This window comes from Sinomonas humi (genome assembly GCF_000802235.1).
GTDB lineage: Bacteria > Actinomycetota > Actinomycetes > Actinomycetales > Micrococcaceae > Sinomonas > Sinomonas humi.
The window spans coordinates 155,170-170,820 of record NZ_JTDL01000079.1; the positions used below are offsets into that span (position 1 = coordinate 155,170).

Annotated in this window: 17 protein-coding genes and 1 riboswitch; of the genes, 13 read left to right on the forward strand and 4 right to left on the reverse strand. The window is 66.9% G+C overall.

The features are described 5' to 3' along the window. Positions 1-60: 60 nt before the first annotated feature. Positions 61-651 (reverse strand): hypothetical protein, encoded by a 591-nt coding sequence (locus LK10_RS05745; protein WP_043120881.1) that lies wholly within the window; start codon positions 649-651, stop codon positions 61-63. A 245-nt stretch (positions 652-896) separates the two neighbouring features. Here LK10_RS05745 and LK10_RS05750 point away from each other — a divergent pair, with 245 nt between their 5' ends. After that, complete coding sequence (locus LK10_RS05750; protein ID WP_043120883.1) at positions 897-1,460, forward strand: hypothetical protein; 564 nt, start codon at positions 897-899, stop codon at positions 1,458-1,460. Between the two features lie 48 nt (positions 1,461-1,508). On the opposite strand, the gene LK10_RS05755 is transcribed toward LK10_RS05750, so the two are convergent. Next, a complete protein-coding gene (locus tag LK10_RS05755) occupies positions 1,509-2,771 on the reverse strand; it encodes a magnesium transporter MgtE N-terminal domain-containing protein (protein ID WP_043120886.1) in 1,263 nt (420 codons plus the stop codon). A gap of 77 nt (positions 2,772-2,848) precedes the next feature. After that, positions 2,849-4,564, reverse strand: a complete 1,716-nt coding sequence (locus LK10_RS05760; RefSeq protein ID WP_231567626.1) for an NRAMP family divalent metal transporter — start codon at positions 4,562-4,564, stop codon at positions 2,849-2,851. 223 nt (positions 4,565-4,787) lie between these two features. After that, a riboswitch (M-box (ykoK) riboswitch) is annotated at positions 4,788-4,958 on the reverse strand. 162 nt (positions 4,959-5,120) lie between these two features. Between LK10_RS05760 and LK10_RS05765 the strand changes: the two genes are divergently transcribed. From LK10_RS05765 to LK10_RS05795, 7 genes are all read left to right on the forward strand, one after another. Beyond that, on the forward strand, positions 5,121-6,113 hold the full coding sequence (locus LK10_RS05765; RefSeq protein WP_081998304.1) for an ABC transporter ATP-binding protein: 993 nt from the start codon (positions 5,121-5,123) through the stop codon (positions 6,111-6,113). Then, a complete protein-coding gene (locus LK10_RS05770) occupies positions 6,110-6,982 on the forward strand; it encodes an ABC transporter permease subunit (RefSeq protein ID WP_043120890.1) in 873 nt (290 codons plus the stop codon). Before LK10_RS05765 ends, LK10_RS05770 begins: the two co-directional genes overlap by 4 nt. Before the next feature lie 22 nt (positions 6,983-7,004). After that, entirely contained in the window at positions 7,005-8,321 is a 1,317-nt protein-coding gene (locus LK10_RS05775) for a histidine kinase (protein ID WP_231567628.1), read from the forward strand. Then, a complete protein-coding gene (locus LK10_RS05780) occupies positions 8,318-9,043 on the forward strand; it encodes a response regulator (RefSeq protein WP_043120893.1) in 726 nt (241 codons plus the stop codon). The genes LK10_RS05775 and LK10_RS05780 overlap by 4 nt, the downstream gene beginning before the upstream one ends. A gap of 50 nt (positions 9,044-9,093) precedes the next feature. Then, the gene (locus LK10_RS05785; protein ID WP_408021434.1) at positions 9,094-9,546 is read left to right on the forward strand and encodes a phage holin family protein; all 453 of its coding nucleotides are present in this window, start codon (positions 9,094-9,096) and stop codon (positions 9,544-9,546) included. A 178-nt stretch (positions 9,547-9,724) separates the two neighbouring features. Further along, complete coding sequence (locus LK10_RS05790; RefSeq protein ID WP_043120895.1) at positions 9,725-10,456, forward strand: glutamine amidotransferase; 732 nt, start codon at positions 9,725-9,727, stop codon at positions 10,454-10,456. A 21-nt stretch (positions 10,457-10,477) separates the two neighbouring features. Beyond that, positions 10,478-11,767 carry a M18 family aminopeptidase gene (locus LK10_RS05795; protein ID WP_043120897.1) on the forward strand — a complete coding sequence of 430 codons (1,290 nt, stop codon included), beginning with the start codon at positions 10,478-10,480 and terminating at the stop codon, positions 11,765-11,767. Between the two features lie 6 nt (positions 11,768-11,773). Here the strand turns inward: LK10_RS05795 and LK10_RS05800 are convergent, their stop codons facing one another. Beyond that, positions 11,774-12,448 (reverse strand): DUF1345 domain-containing protein, encoded by a 675-nt coding sequence (locus tag LK10_RS05800; RefSeq protein WP_081998305.1) that lies wholly within the window; start codon positions 12,446-12,448, stop codon positions 11,774-11,776. 273 nt (positions 12,449-12,721) lie between these two features. Here LK10_RS05800 and rpsF point away from each other — a divergent pair, with 273 nt between their 5' ends. The 5 genes from rpsF (at position 12,722) to LK10_RS05825 (ending at position 15,650) form a co-directional block, all read left to right on the forward strand. Then, positions 12,722-13,027 carry a 30S ribosomal protein S6 gene (rpsF, locus tag LK10_RS05805; RefSeq protein WP_043120900.1) on the forward strand — a complete coding sequence of 102 codons (306 nt, stop codon included), beginning with the start codon at positions 12,722-12,724 and terminating at the stop codon, positions 13,025-13,027. A gap of 61 nt (positions 13,028-13,088) precedes the next feature. Then, a complete protein-coding gene (locus LK10_RS05810; RefSeq protein ID WP_043120903.1) occupies positions 13,089-13,700 on the forward strand; it encodes a single-stranded DNA-binding protein in 612 nt (203 codons plus the stop codon). 62 nt (positions 13,701-13,762) lie between these two features. Next, positions 13,763-14,002 (forward strand): 30S ribosomal protein S18, encoded by a 240-nt coding sequence (gene rpsR, locus LK10_RS05815; protein ID WP_010144869.1) that lies wholly within the window; start codon positions 13,763-13,765, stop codon positions 14,000-14,002. Between the two features lie 19 nt (positions 14,003-14,021). Continuing rightward, on the forward strand, positions 14,022-14,474 hold the full coding sequence (gene rplI / locus LK10_RS05820) for a 50S ribosomal protein L9 (RefSeq protein WP_043120906.1): 453 nt from the start codon (positions 14,022-14,024) through the stop codon (positions 14,472-14,474). A gap of 528 nt (positions 14,475-15,002) precedes the next feature. Next, entirely contained in the window at positions 15,003-15,650 is a 648-nt protein-coding gene (locus LK10_RS05825; RefSeq protein WP_043120908.1) for an FMN reductase, read from the forward strand. Position 15,651 lies beyond the last annotated feature (1 nt).

Below are 15,651 nucleotides of genomic sequence, written 5' to 3' on the forward strand. Positions count from 1 at the left end.
GCGCGCGTTGGCCCGGGCGCGTGGATGGAGGAACCCGCGTAAGCGGGCGGCGGGGCCGTCTCAGGCGACGGCGAAGGCCCGCGGCGGCCCACGCCGCGCGGGGAGGCGCAGACTGCGCCATGCGCGGGGGAGCGCATCCTCAATGAAGGCCGGGACGTGAGGCTCCGGCGACGGTGAGGCCGCGACGAGAAGCCGGATGAGCGGGCGGAGCCACGCGAGGAGTGCCCAGACGGCCGATTCCCCGTGGGCGAGGAGCAGCGCCGTCAGGACGGTAGCGATGGCATGCGCGAGCAGCATGTGACCCGTGTCCATGGCCATAGGGGCGGCATGGGCCGGCTTGGAGATGGCCCCCATCAGATGAACGTGGCCGGAGGCCACTGAAAGTGTCGATGCGCTCGACGCTGATGCCGAAAGGACTTCGAACGCGTTGTGCAGCCCGAACTGCCCCACCCCGAGTATGGCGAACATCATAGGTGGCGAGATCTTCCGCCCCGCGAGTGCCATGACCGGCAGGGTCACGAGCGCAAGGATGCCGACGACGACGAGCGGGTCGGGCAGGCTTCCGCCTCCGGCGAGGTGGCCGCCCGCAGCGAGGAGCACGGTGCTCGAGGAGACCACGACGGCGCGCGAGAGCCTGAACAGCGCACGCATGCCACACCGCCTCTCACTCATTGCCGCCGGAAACGGCGTCCCCACTACTTTACGGAGTGGGGGAGCACGGAGAGGAATCCACCTACCCTTGCCTTGCGTGCGCTGCCTCCCACCTTGCCTGCGCTGACGGGAGAGGCCTCCAGCCGCCATCCAGATTCCGCCGCTAGAGTCCCCGCTCGGAAGGCCCGCACGTCGCTCGCACCACGAAGTGTGTGCACTATGTCCGACCAGGGAGGCCAATCCGCATGTTCGCCAACGGGTTCATCGTGACCGCACTTCTATGCCTGTCTGGCGCCGCGGCGCTGGCGTGTGCCGTACAGGTGTTCCGGGCGCGTTCGGGGTTGGCCCGCGTGGACGAGAGCGGGCGGTTTCTGATCGCCGCCACGGTCCTAGGGATTGGAGCCGGCTGGGCAAGGTTTGCTCCCATGCTGGTGGGCGCGGTGCTCGCGGCGGTGCTGCTCTGGTTCGTCGCCCGGATCGGCCTCGGCCTGCGTGGGACGGGTGCAGAAGACCGATCAGGTACGGGAACGGCTGCGTTCCGGTCCTTGATCACGCTGTCGGCTGGCTGGGTGCTGATCTCTGTGGCACGGGACGGCGTCTCGGCCACACATCATCCTGCGAATCAGCTCGGCGTCATCATTCTGGACCTGCTGGCCGCCGTCGTCCTGCTCATCACGGCAATCGGATGGGTGCTGGCGACGTTCGCCGTGCCAGCGGAGAGCAAGGACATCCGAGTCCCGAGGAGCACCGGAATAACGGAGGCCCTATTGGCCGCCGCCCTGGCCGTGGCCTTCTTCGCGATCGCCTGACGGCAAACCGCGCTGACCCCGAAGCGTCATCGGCCGCAGGGGCGGCGGTCAGCCCTCGGAGCCGGTCTCCCGGTGGTTCGACTCACGACGTGACCAGTCCTCGGGGATCGCGGCCTCGAGCGCGTCGTCGACCGTGACGACGCCGATGATGTGGCGGTCCTCGGAGAGGACGGGCATCGCGAGGAGGTTGAAGTCGGCCATGCGCGTGGTGACATCGACGACGTCGTCCGTCGCGTGGGCGACCACGACGTCGTCGTCCGCGACGTCGGCGAGCACGTTCGCGGGCTCAGCCTGCACCGCGTGGACGAGACTGAGTGCGCCGGCGAGGGTGCCGTCCGGAGCCAGCGTGTAGATCACCGTCAGTGCCTGGGGCTGGAGCAGGCGGGCACCGCGGACGGCGGTGAGGGCATCGGCTACGGTCGTGGTGGCGGGCAGCGCGAGGAAGTCTGTTCCCATGAGGCCGCCGGCCGTGAGGTCGTGGTAGCCGAGGAGGCGGTGGACCAGAGCGCGCTGGGGCTCGGGCAGGAGGTCGAGCACGGGGACGCGCCGCTCCTGGGGGAGGTCCATGAGGGCGTCGGCGGCGTCGTCGGCCTGCATCCGCCCGAGGACTTCGGCGACTTCCGTGTCGGAGCGGTCCTTGAAGAGCTCGGACTGGCGGTCCTCATCGAGCTCTTCGAAGACGTCGGCCTCGAGCTCGGGGTTCTCGTGGACCTGGGCGAGGAGCTCGTCCTGCTCGTGCTCGGTGGCCTCCTCGATGATGTCGGCGATCTGGGCTGCCTTGAGCTCGGGGATCCGGCCGGTGGCCATGCGGACCTGAGCGGATTCGGCGTGGCCGATGAGGGGCTCGAAGTCCTTCCAGTCCCGCGGCGGGTGGGCGGAGTGGCGCGGCCCGAGGCTGAGCCAGCGACGGCGGTGGACGTCGAGGCCGGTAGCTGCCCAGCCGTCGAGAACAGGGGAGAGCTGGACGTCGTAGGCCTTGACGAACGCGACGCGGGAGACGTCGATGAGCCGATGTCCGAGGACGTCCTCGGAAAGGAGCACCTCGCCTTCGCGACGGCGGAACTCGCCCAGGTCCAGGCTGCTCGCGGCCAGCTGGACCCGGTCGGGGGCGAGTGCCGCGAGGTCCGCCGCGGAGACGAAGACGCGCGTCCCGCCGACGGCGACGACGAGCCCGGTCACGAGCGGATAGTCGTCGTGGCGAAGGCGGACGATGAGGTCAGCGAGCGTGCCCATGCGGTGACCGTCGGAGTCGGTGACGGGCTGGCGCAGGAGGGCGGAGAGGGACAGGGAAGCGGCCTGGGCGGCGGTCATCGGGTGCCTTTCGGTGCACGGTGCAGCTGCGTCTCGAGGTGACTGTACGTCACCCCGCGCGCTGGAGAGGAGGTCTGTCAGGCGCTGCCGAGGGCGAGCTGGACGACGCGGACGATCACGAGGATCATCGCCACGATCAGGTAGACCCACAGCACTCCGAGGCCGACGCGGCGCGTGAGCGAGAGCTGGGGGCGTTCGAGCAGGGCCAGCGGCGGCATGCGCCACGTGAGTCGCTGGGAGCGGTCGACGGCGGGCGCCACCGCGAGCTGGCCCCTCGCCCGGGCGCGGATCCTCAGGGCAGCGAGTGCTGCGCCGGCGAGGATGGCCAACACGACTCCGCCGATGAGGATCGCGATGATCGCGCTGCCGTCAATCCCTGGGAAGAGCGTCGCCGCCGTGAGGACGACGGAGAGGATCACGAGGATCGCGATGACGATCGAAGTGAAGACGTTCATCGCCTTCCCGTTGACCCACGGGCCCATGACGGCCTTGTCGTTGCACAGCAGCAGGAGGAACAAGGTCGCGGACGGCAGCAGCACGCCGGCGAGGACTTGGACACCGACGGTCAGGAGCCCAAGCGGGCTGCCGGGAATGACGACGACGATCGCCGAGATGAGGATGATCCCGGCGAAGGCCGCGTAGAAGCCCTTGGCCTCGCTGACCTTGCGGTGCAGGGAGTGCTTGAGCCCGAGGACGTCGCCGAGCGCGTACGAGGTCGAGAGGCCCACGGCGGCGGCTCCGATGATCGAGGCGTCGATGAGGGCCAGAGCGAACAGGACGCCCGCAAGGTGGCCGACGTACTTCCCCAAGCCTTCGGCAACGCCTCCCGCATCAGTGAACTGGCCGAACTCGGGGCGGCCGGCGAAGGTGAAGGCGGTGAAGGAGATGATTGCCCCAGCGGCGATCACCACGATGACAATCCCGATCCACAGGTCAGCCTTCTCGTACTTCATGTAGCGCGGAGTGATGCGCTTGTCGATCACGTACGACTGCTGGAAGAACAGCTGCCATGGAGCGATGGTCGTGCCGACGATCGCAATGATCAGGAGGGTCACGTCCGAGATGCTCGAGCCTGAGGGCACACCGGGGATGAGGAAGCCCTGGGCGATCTGGCCATAGTCCGGAGAGGACATGAAGAAGATGGGCACGAGCAGCAGCGAGCCGAACACGAGGACCATGCACACGCGCTCAAAGCGCTGGAACGAGCCGGTGCTCGTAGCGCCGACGACCACGAGGGCGGCGACGATCACTCCCGGGATCTTGGGGACGCCAAGGTACGAGAGGCCGATGCTGATGCCGATGAACTCCGTGACGATCGTGAGGGCGTTGAGGATGAACAGGTCGATCACGCTGAACGCGCCCCAGAACTTCCCGAAGCGCTCCACGATGAGCCGGGCGTGCCCCACGCCGGTCACGGCGCCCAGCCGGAGCACCATCTCCTGATTCACGTACAGCACTGGGACGAGGAGAAGGAGCGTCCACAGGAGGCCCGTGCCGTAGTCCTGCCCAGCCTGGGTGTAGGTGCCGAAGGCGCCCGCATCATTGTCGCCGACCATGACGATCAGGCCGGGCCCGATGATGGCCAGAAGCGTCTTGAGCCGTGCCTTCCAGCTCGACTGCCCCGGCGTGTCGTCGACGCGGATCGTGCCGAAGGCGCCCTTGATGTCCCCGATGTGGGCGGAGTCGAGCACGGCGGCCACGCTCGGGGAGGCAACCGAGTGCGGCGCGGGTGTGGCTCTGGCCAACTTGCCGGGGTGTGGACGGCGGGCAGAGTTCAGCGGGGTCTTGATCACAGGGACCTGCTTCCTCCCGGCGGTGGCCGGGCAATCGTGAAGCGGGCACACCGAAAAGGGCCCAAGGTCGGGCCGTCATTGGCATGCGGGGCGGGAAGAGGTGCTGCTGACGAACTTCCGTCAGAAGGCGCGCGGGGAGGTATTACTATCGCCACTCGACAAGGCGAACCACCTCCTGCATCGCTTCTCACGTGCCTGGGGAGGCCCCGGGCAGATCGCCCGGGGTGCCCTTCCTCGTAAGACCTTTGGCACTTCGCGTCGTGACCCTCTCTGGGAGGGAGCCAATCGGGGTTGCCCCTTAGCCCGGGGCAGCCTGTCCTGACCGGTGGCGTCTCTCGACGTTTAGGGTCGCTGGCTTGTTTCCGCGAAGGAGCCTCAGCTAACGAACGGCACCTTGCGCGGCGATGATACACGCCGAACCTCAGGGGGCAACCCAGAAAGGCGCCATCCCTTAGTCCTCGAGGAGGATGCGGGCCGTTCAGGTTCATCCCGCGGAGCGTCGCGCGCCGGCCCCTCCGGTCCTAGCGTGGAATCGTCAGCTATCTCAGGAGGGGACATGATCCAGGCAACCGACCTGGCGAAGGTCTACGGCGCCAAGACTGCGGTCGACGGGGTCACGTTCACGGTTCAGCCCGGCAGGGTTACCGGGTTTCTCGGGCCGAACGGTGCAGGCAAGTCCACGACCATGCGGATGATCATGGGCCTCGACGCCCCAACACGCGGAACGGTCACCGTCAACGGCGCGCCCTACCAGAAGCACCGAGCACCCCTGCGTGAGATCGGCGCACTGCTCGAGGCTCGCGCAGTGCATCCCGGCCGCACTGCCTACAGCCACCTTTCGGCACTGGCAGCGACGCATGGCATTCCATCGCAGCGGGTCAACGAAGTCATCGAGATGACGGGCCTCGGTGCCGTTGCCAAGAAGAAGGTCAAGGGCTTCTCGCTGGGCATGGGGCAGCGCCTCGGCATCGCAGCCGCGCTACTGGGTGACCCGCAGGTGGTAGTCCTCGACGAACCAGTCAACGGCCTCGACCCCGAGGGCGTCGTCTGGGTGCGAAATCTTGTGAAATACCTCGCGAGCGAGGGCCGCACGGTGTTCCTTTCGAGCCACCTCATGAGTGAGATGGCGCAGACGGCGGACCACCTCATCGTGATCGGCCGGGGTCGCATCCTCGCGGACGCGCCGATCGACGACGTCATTTCGAGCCAAGGCAAGGCTCGGACGCGCGTCCGCACCGACCACCCGGAAGAGTTCTCGCGCCTCCTCGCCCGCTCTGGAGTGACCATCCAGGCCCCGGAGCGCGAGGTCCTCGAGGTCGGCGGTCTCGATCCGCGGACCATCGCCCAGACCGCTCTCGATCATCAGATCCTCGTCTACGAGCTGACCCCGCTCCAAGCCTCGCTCGAGGAGGCCTACATGCAGCTCACAAAGGACGACGTCGAGTACCGCTCGCATGACGCGAGCCACTACGAGGAGCCGCCGGCGTCGAGCCCCAGCGGCGCCCTCGGGACGAAGACCCCCAATCAGGCACAGGAGGCAACGCGATGAGCACGGCCGTCCAGACGAACCGCCGCTCTGCGGTCCCTCAGGAGCGACTCGCGGGCCCGAACTTCTTGCGCGTCCTCAATTCCGAGCGGATCAAGCTCCTCTCGCTCCTTTCCACGCGCATCCTGCTGCTGTGCGGCGTCGTCCTCCTCGTCGGCTTCGCCGCGCTCCAGGCGTGGGGCATTGGCCAAGTCACGACTAACGTCCAAAACGGTGGAGCGACCGGGCCGCGTGCAGAGGCGTTGGACACGACGAGCGCCGTCCTGCACCTCCCCGCTGGCGGCGTCTCGTTCGCGCAGCTCATCGTCGGCGCGCTCGCTGTCCTCATGATCAGCTCGGAATTCACCACCGGCATGTCCCGCGCTACCTTCGCGGCCGTACCCACGCGCTGGCCGGTCTTGGCAGCGAAAGGTGTGTACGCCGCCGTCGTCGGCTTTGTGCTCACCTACGTCGGCGCCTACATCGGCGGCCTGGTCGCCCAGCCGATCCTCGCCAACTACAACCTCCACCTCGATATGGCGAGCGGGGAAGTGCAACGGTTCATGCTCCTCAATGCTGCCTACGTCGCGGCCGTGGCTCTCATGGGTCTCGCCCTCGGGGCGCTTCTGCGGAACTCGGCCGGGGCGATCGTGACCCTAGTGGCGCTTCTCTTTGTGCTGCCGATCATCTTCCAGCTCATCCCCGGGGACTTCTTCACCGAGGCCCGCAAGTACCTGCCGACCAACGCGGCAGATGCGATGTTCGAGGCAGGCTCCAGCAGTGCCCTCAACACGGCTTACCTCGAGCCTTGGCAGGGCACGCTCGTCCTCGTGGCGTATGTTGTCGCTCTGCTGGGCGCCGGGTTCGTCACACTCCGGCAGCGGGACGTGTGACGAACGGACCACAATGGACATCATGTCCCGCGTGATCAAGACGGGAGGTGCGACGCCTGCAGGCGTCGCACCTCCCGCAGGCGTTCCTAGCGCTGCAGCTGGGCCTGCTGCAGGCACGTCAGCCGCTTCCAGGGGAAGCGTCGCCGCTATCTCCGCGCTGCCGGCCCGCCGTGGCCGCCTTCGCCAGTTCCTCTACGAACATCCTCTCGCGATGGACGGGCTCGTCGTATTCTCGAGCGCTGTGCTCTCGCTCAGTGCCCTCATCGAAGAGGGGCGCAACGGGTTCTGGTGGCAGTTCGGCGTCGTCCTCCTCTCGCAGGCGGCGCTCATGCTGCGCCGCCGGGCGCCCTGGGCGCTTCTGGCTGGCATTGTTGCGGCGGACGCTGTCGTCCTCTTCGCCACTCCTGAACTTGGCAGCATGAGCGCAGCAGTCTGGTTCGCGCTGTACGTCGTCGCGCTTCGCGTTCGTACGGTCTGGGCACTCGTCGTCACGGTCGCCGCAAGCCTTCCCGCCGGGGCGTACTTTGCGTTCGTGTACCGTCCAGGCGAGGAGTTCCTCGCGCAGCACGGTCCGTTCATCGGCCTCGTCGCATCCGTATCGGTCATCCTCTCGAATCTCGTCGCGATCGGCGTCGGGATCGTGGTCCGCGGGAACCGTATCCATCAGGCGGAGGTGCGCGCATGGGCGATCCGGCGGGCCCAGCTTGCCTCCGTGCAGGAACGCAACCGGATCGCGCGGGAGATGCACGACGTCGTCGCCCACTCGCTGACCGTCATGGTGGCTCTGAGCGATGGGGCTGCACGCGCCCTTGACCGCGATCCCGAGCGGGCGCGCTCGGTGCTCGGTGAACTCTCGAGTACGGGCCGAGCCGCGCTCGCGGACATGCGCCGTGTCCTCGGAGTCCTGCGGGCGGACGGTGGCTCGGTGGGCCGGGAACCCACGCCGGGCGGTCTGCAGGCCCTCGTCGACGGCTTTCGCGCGGCTGGCCTGCCCGTTGTCCTGACTCAGGAGGGCGAGAGCCTTCCAGACGACGCCGCGTTCCAGCTCGCAGTCTTCCGGATCGTCCAGGAATCGCTCACCAACGTCCTTCGGTACGCGAGGGGCGTGGGCCGCGTCGACGTCCTTGTCGCCAGGGAAGCGGGCGCAGTGCGGGTGGGGGTCGACAACGATGGCGGCACGGCGCCCGACGGCGCTGATCCCGCGCTGGGGACCGGCGGCGGCCTTGCCGGTATGCGGGAACGTGCCGCAATCTTCGGAGGCACGTTGACGGCCGGGCCGCGCCCGGGCGGAGGCTGGCGTGTTGAAGCAGAGCTGCACTGGGCGGAAGGGGACCGATGACAGCCGGTTCGGAAGGCTTCTCGGCCTCAAACGAGCACAACCTCCGTCTCCTTCTCGTTGACGACCAGCCCCTCCTGCGTGTCGGTTTCCGCATGGTCCTCGAGTCCGAGGAAGGCATCGAGGTGGTCGGCGAGGCCGGAGACGGTGCCGAGGCGGTGCGCCTCACGCGGGAACTCGCCCCGGATGTCGTTCTGATGGACGTCCGCATGCCGCGGATGGACGGGATCGAGGCCACGCGCCTCATCGCTGCGGCTCAGTCGCCGGCACGGGTCATCATCCTGACGACCTTCGACCTCGACGAATATGCCTTTGCGGGCCTCCAAGCGGGTGCGTCTGCGTTTCTCCTCAAGGATGTCGCTCCGGCTGAGCTCGTCCAGGCCGTCCGTCTCGTGGCCAGCGGGGACGCGGTCGTGAGCCCGCGTGTGACGCAGCGGCTCCTCGAGACATACGTTCGAGCGAGGGCGGGTGGAGGCGGCCGTGGTCTGGAGGCCCAGCCGGATCCGCTCCTCCGGGACCTCACTCCGCGCGAGCTCGAGGTGCTGCACGCCATCTGCGAGGGGCTCAGCAATGCGGAGATCGCCCGCCGGCTGTATCTGTCCGAGGCGACGGTCAAAAGCCATGTGCGGCGCATCCTCTCGAAACTGCACCTCCGGGACCGAGTTCAGGCGGTTGTGTACGGGTATGAAACCGGGCTCGTTGTCCCGAGCAACCCGGACTACTGAGGTTTGCCGGCTGAAGTTTGTCAGCGGCTCCGGCGGGTATTAGGTAGGGCGTGGTTCGCAAGAAGAGCCAGATCGGTCCGTTCCTTCTCCGGGTCGTTGCCAACGCTGCGGCGTTGTGGGTCGGCACGCTCATCCTTCCCGGCCTCAAGATCAGCGGGTCATTGCCCGGCGGGGGCGCGGCCAGCCCCAGTGGACCGCTCGAATTCGTTCTGGGCTACCTCTTCATCGGTGCTCTCTTCGGCTTGGTGAATGCCTTGATCCGGCCCCTCGTCGGTCGGCTCGCCCTGCCCGTAACCGTGCTGACCTTGGGTCTGTTCGCCCTCGTGCTCAACGCGGCGATGCTGGAGCTGACCGCCTGGATCAGCCGGTACACCCCCGTGCACCTCATCGTGGACTCGTTCTTCTGGACGGCCGTGCTGGGTGCCATCGTCATCTCGATCGTCTCGTCCCTCGTGGGGGCGCCGCTCGGTGCCGGCCGCAAGCGCCCGAAGCTGAAGTTCTGACCCGGTCTGCGCCTCGGCCCGCGCTCCCGCCCGCTTGTGTTTTCCCAATCAGTCGGAATGGCGGCGCGTCGCGCCCGACCCGAGTGTCGGCAGCCTAGAAGTGGGCTGGAGCGGCGATTCGCTCAGGCCCTCAGCGAGCCGACTTCCCCGAAGACGGCAGCCGCAGCAGAATGTCGGCATGCGCCCGTTCCTGCTCCTCGCCTCGCGCGACCACGATGTCGTCGCTGACGACGAGTACCGCGCGTTCTGCGAATACGGGGGCCTCGCGGCGGAGGAACTGTGGCGTGTGCGTGCCGAGGCAGGCCCGCTCCCGGCGATTGACCTCGCGAACTTCTCGGGCGTGATCCTCGGCGGGAGCCCGTTCACTGCGTCGGATCCGGTCGAGGAAAAGAGCTCCGAGCAGCTCCGCGTCGAGGCGGAGATCGGCAAGCTCCTCGATCGCATCGTCGAAGAGGACTTCCCGTTCTTCGGTGCCTGCTATGGGGTCGGGCTGCTCGGCCAGCACGAGGGCGCGGTCGTGGACCGCCGCTTCGGGGAGCCCGTCGGCCCCGTCCGGGTGAAGCTGACCCCGGTTGGTATCGTCGACCCACTCTGCGCGGGCCTGCAGCCCTCCTTTGACGCGTTCGTGGGCCACAAGGAGGCCGTGCGAACACTGCCGTCGAACGCTGCGCTGCTCGCGGGTTCCGCGAGCTGCCCTGTCCAGATGTTCCGCTTCAAACGCAACCTCTATGCCACTCAGTTCCACCCCGAGCTCGACCTTCCCGGCCTCGAACGTCGTATTGATGCCTATCGCCATTCCGGCTACTTCCCACCGGACGAGGCGGACGCGGTCAAGCAGCGCGCCCGGGCAGCGCATGTGTACGAGCCACAGCGAATTCTGCGGAACTTCGTGGAGCGGTATGCGCGCTGACCCGCTGGCTAAACTCGGCTCATGCCTACCGCCGCACATCGTCATGCCCAGGATCTCGGCCGTTTCGTCGTAGCTTCGCCCTCGAGCTTCCACGCAGCGCACGAGGGCGCCCGCCGCCTTGCGGAGGTCGGGTTCCGAGTGCTGTCGGAAGCCGAAGAATGGCCGACGGCGCCGGGCGGCTACGTGGTTGTGCGTGACGGCGCGCTCATCGCCTGGATTGTGCCCGACGGCGCGGGACCCCTCACGCCGTTCCGAATCCTCGGGGCCCACACGGACTCGCCCTCGTTCAAGCTCAAGCCCAAGCCGACGACCGGGGCCTTTGGCTGGCTGCAGGCTGGCGTTGAAGTCTACGGCGGGCCGATGCTCAACTCGTGGCTGGACCGCGAGCTGCGTCTCGCAGGGCGCCTCGTGACGGTCGAGGGTGCCGAGCACCTTGTGGCGACCGGCCCGCTCCTGCGGTTCCCTCAGCTTGCGATCCACCTCGACCGCTCGGTGAACGATGGGCTCAAGCTCGACAGGCAGCGGCACATGAACCCGGTGTGGGGACTTGGCGATCCAGACCGAGCGGACCTGCTCGGTCTGCTGGCCCGCGAGGCCGGGGTCGATCCGGGAGACGTGGGAGGGTACGACATCGTGGTCGCAGACGCGCAGGAGCCCGCGGTCTTCGGTACGGACGGTGAATTCCTCGCGTCCGGTCGGCTCGACAACCTCTCTTCGGTCCACGCAGGGCTCACGGCGCTCGGCCGGGCCTTTGAGGACACGGGGGAGTGGTCCGGCGAGCCGGTCATCCCGGTCCTTGCCGCCTTCGATCACGAGGAGGTCGGTTCGTCAACGCGCTCGGGGGCCTGCGGGCCCTTCCTCGAGGACGTCTTGGCCCGCCTCGGCGACGGGCTCGGCACGACGGCGACTGATCGCCGTCGTGCGTTCGCCGCCTCCTGGCACGTTTCGGGGGACGCGGGCCACGCGATCCATCCGAACTATCCGGAAAAGCATGATCCGGCGAACCGCCCGGTGCTCAACGGGGGCCCACTGCTCAAGATCAACGCCCAGCAGCGGTACGCAACCGACGCCGCCGGCGCTGCCCTGTGGGCGCGGCTGTGCTCGGAGGCCGAGGTGCCCTACCAGGAGTTCGTCTCGAACAATGACGTCCCGTGCGGCTCCACCATCGGGCCGCTCACGGCGACTCGGCTTGGGATCCGCACGGTCGACGTCGGCGTCCCGCTCCTTTCCATGCATTCCGCGCGTGAACTCGCAGGCGTGCTGGATCCTTGGCGCCTCGCGCTCGTCGCCGAGCGCTTCTTCGTCAGTTGAGGGCTTTCAGCCGCTCTGGGTCGCGAGCCCGATGACGAGGTTGATGGTCGCGGCGAGGATGACGGTCGAGAAGACGTAGCCGAGGATCCCCTGTTTGAGCGCTTCGGTGCGGATCTGCGTCGTCGTCAGGTTCGTATCCGAAACCTGGAACGTCATGCCAAGGGTGAAGCCGAGGTATGCGAAGTCGCTGTACTTGGGCGGCTCGTCTTGGTTGAACTCGACGCCCCCGGGTTGGGTCGTGCTGTAGTACAGCTCTGCGTAGCGCAGGATGAAGATCGTATGCAACAGGAGCCAGGACGCGGCAACGACGAGGATGGCGAGCAGGGCGAGGGTGACCTTTCCCGCCCCCTTGTCCTGATTGCCGGAGACCATGACCATGATGACGGCGACAATTGCGGCGACGTTCGCGGAGAGGATGAGGAAGTCGCGGGTTCCCCTGCGCGGGTCCTCTTCTCGGGCGTGGTTCTTCGTCTGTTCCGCGTCCATGGGGAGGATCCTCGAGAGAACCCAGATGTCGTACAGAAGGGCCGCGGCGCCCCAGCCAGCGGCGGCGGCGTGCCACCAAGACGAGAAGAGTCCAGTGAGGATCGCGGCGACTATGCCTAGGGCGACCATCGCCCACATGCGGCGGCTGGCGCTCACAGCGCGCGTCGAGCGGAGAGAACCGGGCTGTGTCATCATGCGGCGATCCTCGCACTCCTACCTTCGTGAGCCCTGACTGTTCCTGCACACCAATCGCCACGGCGTGTCGTCCACAACCCCTGAAGGGGGAACGGACGACGACGGCGGGCGGCCCTAGTGTTGAAGTCACCGGAGGGCAGGCGCGGATCCGGTAGTATAGGGAAGTCTGTGCTGCCGCAGGATGCAAACCTGTGCGGAGCATTGGCAAACGCAAATGAACCTCCTGTTGCGGAGAGACCGCAACCGCTTAGCCCAAAGGAGGTGGGTTCACACATGCGTGCTTACGAACTGATGGTCCTTATCGATCCCGAGATCGACGAGCGTACCGTTCAGCCGTCGCTGGACAAGTTCCTGAGTGTGATCACCACCGACGGTGGAACCGTCGACAAGGTGGACATCTGGGGTCGTCGTCGTCTCGCTTATGAGATCAAGAAGAAGACCGAGGCGATCTACGCCGTCGTCAACTTCACCGCTGAGCCGGCCACGGCCCAGGAGCTTGATCGTCAGCTGAACCTCAACGAGACGATCATGCGCACCAAGATCATCCGCCCTGAAGACCAGAAGGTTTCCGCCAAGTAGTCTTGGCGTGAATCTCTTCGCTCATCCGTAAGAACGTCCAAGGCTCGGACCAGGAGGCAGCATGGCAGGCGAAACCACGATTACGGTCATCGGCAATCTGACCAACGATCCGGAACTCCGGTTCACACCGTCGGGTTCTGCCGTGGCCAACTTCACCGTGGCTTCCACGCCGCGCACCTTTGATCGCCAATCGAATGAGTGGAAGGACGGGGAGACCCTGTTCCTCCGCGCATCCATTTGGCGTGAGGCTGCCGAGAACGTTGCAGAGTCGCTCACCAAGGGCATGCGCGTGATCGTCAGCGGCCGGCTCAAGAGCCGTTCTTACGAGACCAAGGAAGGCGAGAAGCGCACCGTCATCGAGCTTGAGGTCGACGAGATCGGCCCGAGCCTGCGCTATGCCTCTGCCAAAGTGAACCGCACCCAGCGCTCCGGCGGTCAGGGTGGGAACTTCGGCGGCGGCAATGCCGGGGGCAACTTCGGCGGCGGCAACTCCGGGGGGAACTTCGGTGGCGGCAACTCCGGCGGTTACGGAGGCAACCAAGGTTCGCAGAACCAGGGTGGCTCCGGCGGTTGGAGCGGCGGCGGCGCGCAGAATGACGATCCGTGGGCAACCCCGGGCGTCAGCAACTCGGGCGGTTGGGGCAGTGGCCCTGACTCCGAGCCGCCTTTCTGATCACTTACATCAACCATCCCGTGGCATGACCACGGGCTCCGCGAGACAAAAGGAGCTCCACGATGGCCAAGGCTGAAATCCGTAAGCCGAAACCAAAGTCCAACCCCTTGAAGGCCGCTGACATCACCGTCATCGACTACAAGGACGTCGCCCTGCTGCGCAAGTTCATCTCGGACCGCGGCAAGATCCGCGCCCGCCGAGTGACCGGCGTGACCGTGCAGGAGCAGCGGAAGATCGCCCAGGCGATCAAGAACGCCCGCGAGGTTGCCCTGCTCCCCTACTCCGGCGCTGGCCGCGGCTGAGAAGGGAAGCTAAAGAACCATGGCAAAGATCATCCTCACCCAGGAAGTGACCGGACTCGGCACCCCTGGTGACGTTGTCGAGGTCAAGGACGGCTACGCCCGCAACTACCTCTTCCCGCGTGGCTTCGCGCTGCGCTGGACGCGGGGTGGCGAGGCGCACGTCGAGGCGATCAACGCCGCGCGTGCCGCCAAGGCCCACAAGACGCTCGAGGCTGCGCAGGAGCAGGCTGCTGCTCTCGCGAAGACCCCGGTGCGCCTCGAGGTGAAGGCCGGCAAGGAAGGTCGCCTCTTTGGCACCGTCCGCACCGAGGCCGTCGCCTCCGCCGTCGAGGCCGCTGGCCTCGGCTCGGTCGACAAGCGCAAGGTCGTCCTCCCGGGCCACATCAAGACCACGGGCAATTACGACGTCGCCGTGCGCCTGCACGACGAGGTCACCGCAACGATCAACCTCCAGGTTGTCGCCGCGAAGTAGTTCCCCACCAGTCTGATGGCTGTTGGACATAGAGAGGGCCCCCGCCGATAGCTCGGCGGGGGCCCTCTCGTTTCGGATACGCCAACTCCGCTCTGGGGGCGTTTCGGGTGCGCCGACTCTCCTCTGGGGGCGTTTCGGGTACGCCAACTCCGCTCTGGCCGCATCTCGGGTACGTGAACCGCACGCTCGGCGCGTCTCGCGTGCAGCGAAACCATCTTCCGCACCTTCGGCGCGTCAACGCCAGCATGGCATTGTCGGCAGTTTGGGAATAGATAGGACGCTGTCCGGGGAGGGTGGGGAGTTGGCGTACCTGAGACGGTCAGGGAGGGGAGTTGGCGTACCTGAGACGGTCAGGGTGGGGAGTTGGCGTACCTGAGACGGCCAGGGAGGGGAGTTTCTGTACCCGAAACGATGAGGGGGGAGCGTGGGGCGGGGGTGGGTGTCGGACGGTCGGGAATAGGTTCGGGGCTTCCCCGGTTGTGAGGATAGATGCAAATGCATTTACCTTCGAAAGGAAGAACGGACACCATGGGTGCGAAGAAGATCGTGGTCATCTCGGCTGGCCTGGGAACACCCTCCTCGAGCCGCCTCCTCGCGGACCAGCTCGCTGACGCGAGCGTGCGCCGCGCCGCAGAGCTAGGCATCGAGACCCAGGTGGCCGTCTACGAGCTGCGCGACCTTGCGGTTGACATCGCGAACAACTTCGTCACCGGCTATGCCGCTCCCAGACTCGCAGAGGCCATCGAGGCGACTGAGAAGGCAGACGCACTTGTCGCGGTCTCGCCGGTCTTCAGCGCATCGTACAGCGGCCTGTTCAAGTCGTTCATCGATCTGCTCGACCACACCGCCCTCGAGGGAAAGCCGGTCCTGCTCGGTGTGACCGGAGGCTCGGAGCGTCACAGCATGGTTATCGACTTCGCGATGCGTCCCCTCTTCAGCTATCTCAGGGCGAAAATCGTCCCGACTGCGGTCTTCGCCGCTCCCATGGACTGGGGCCAGGGCCCGGAGGGCGACTCGACTCTGGGCGGCAGCCTCACCTCGCGGATCGAACGGGCGGCGGCCGAGCTTGTCGCTGAACTGGCGGAGGGCACGCCCGCCAAGGCTCCCAGAGTCGCGACGAGGCCCGAGGACAAGAGCTTCGAAGAGCTTCTTTCGGACCTCACGGGCCGCAACTGAA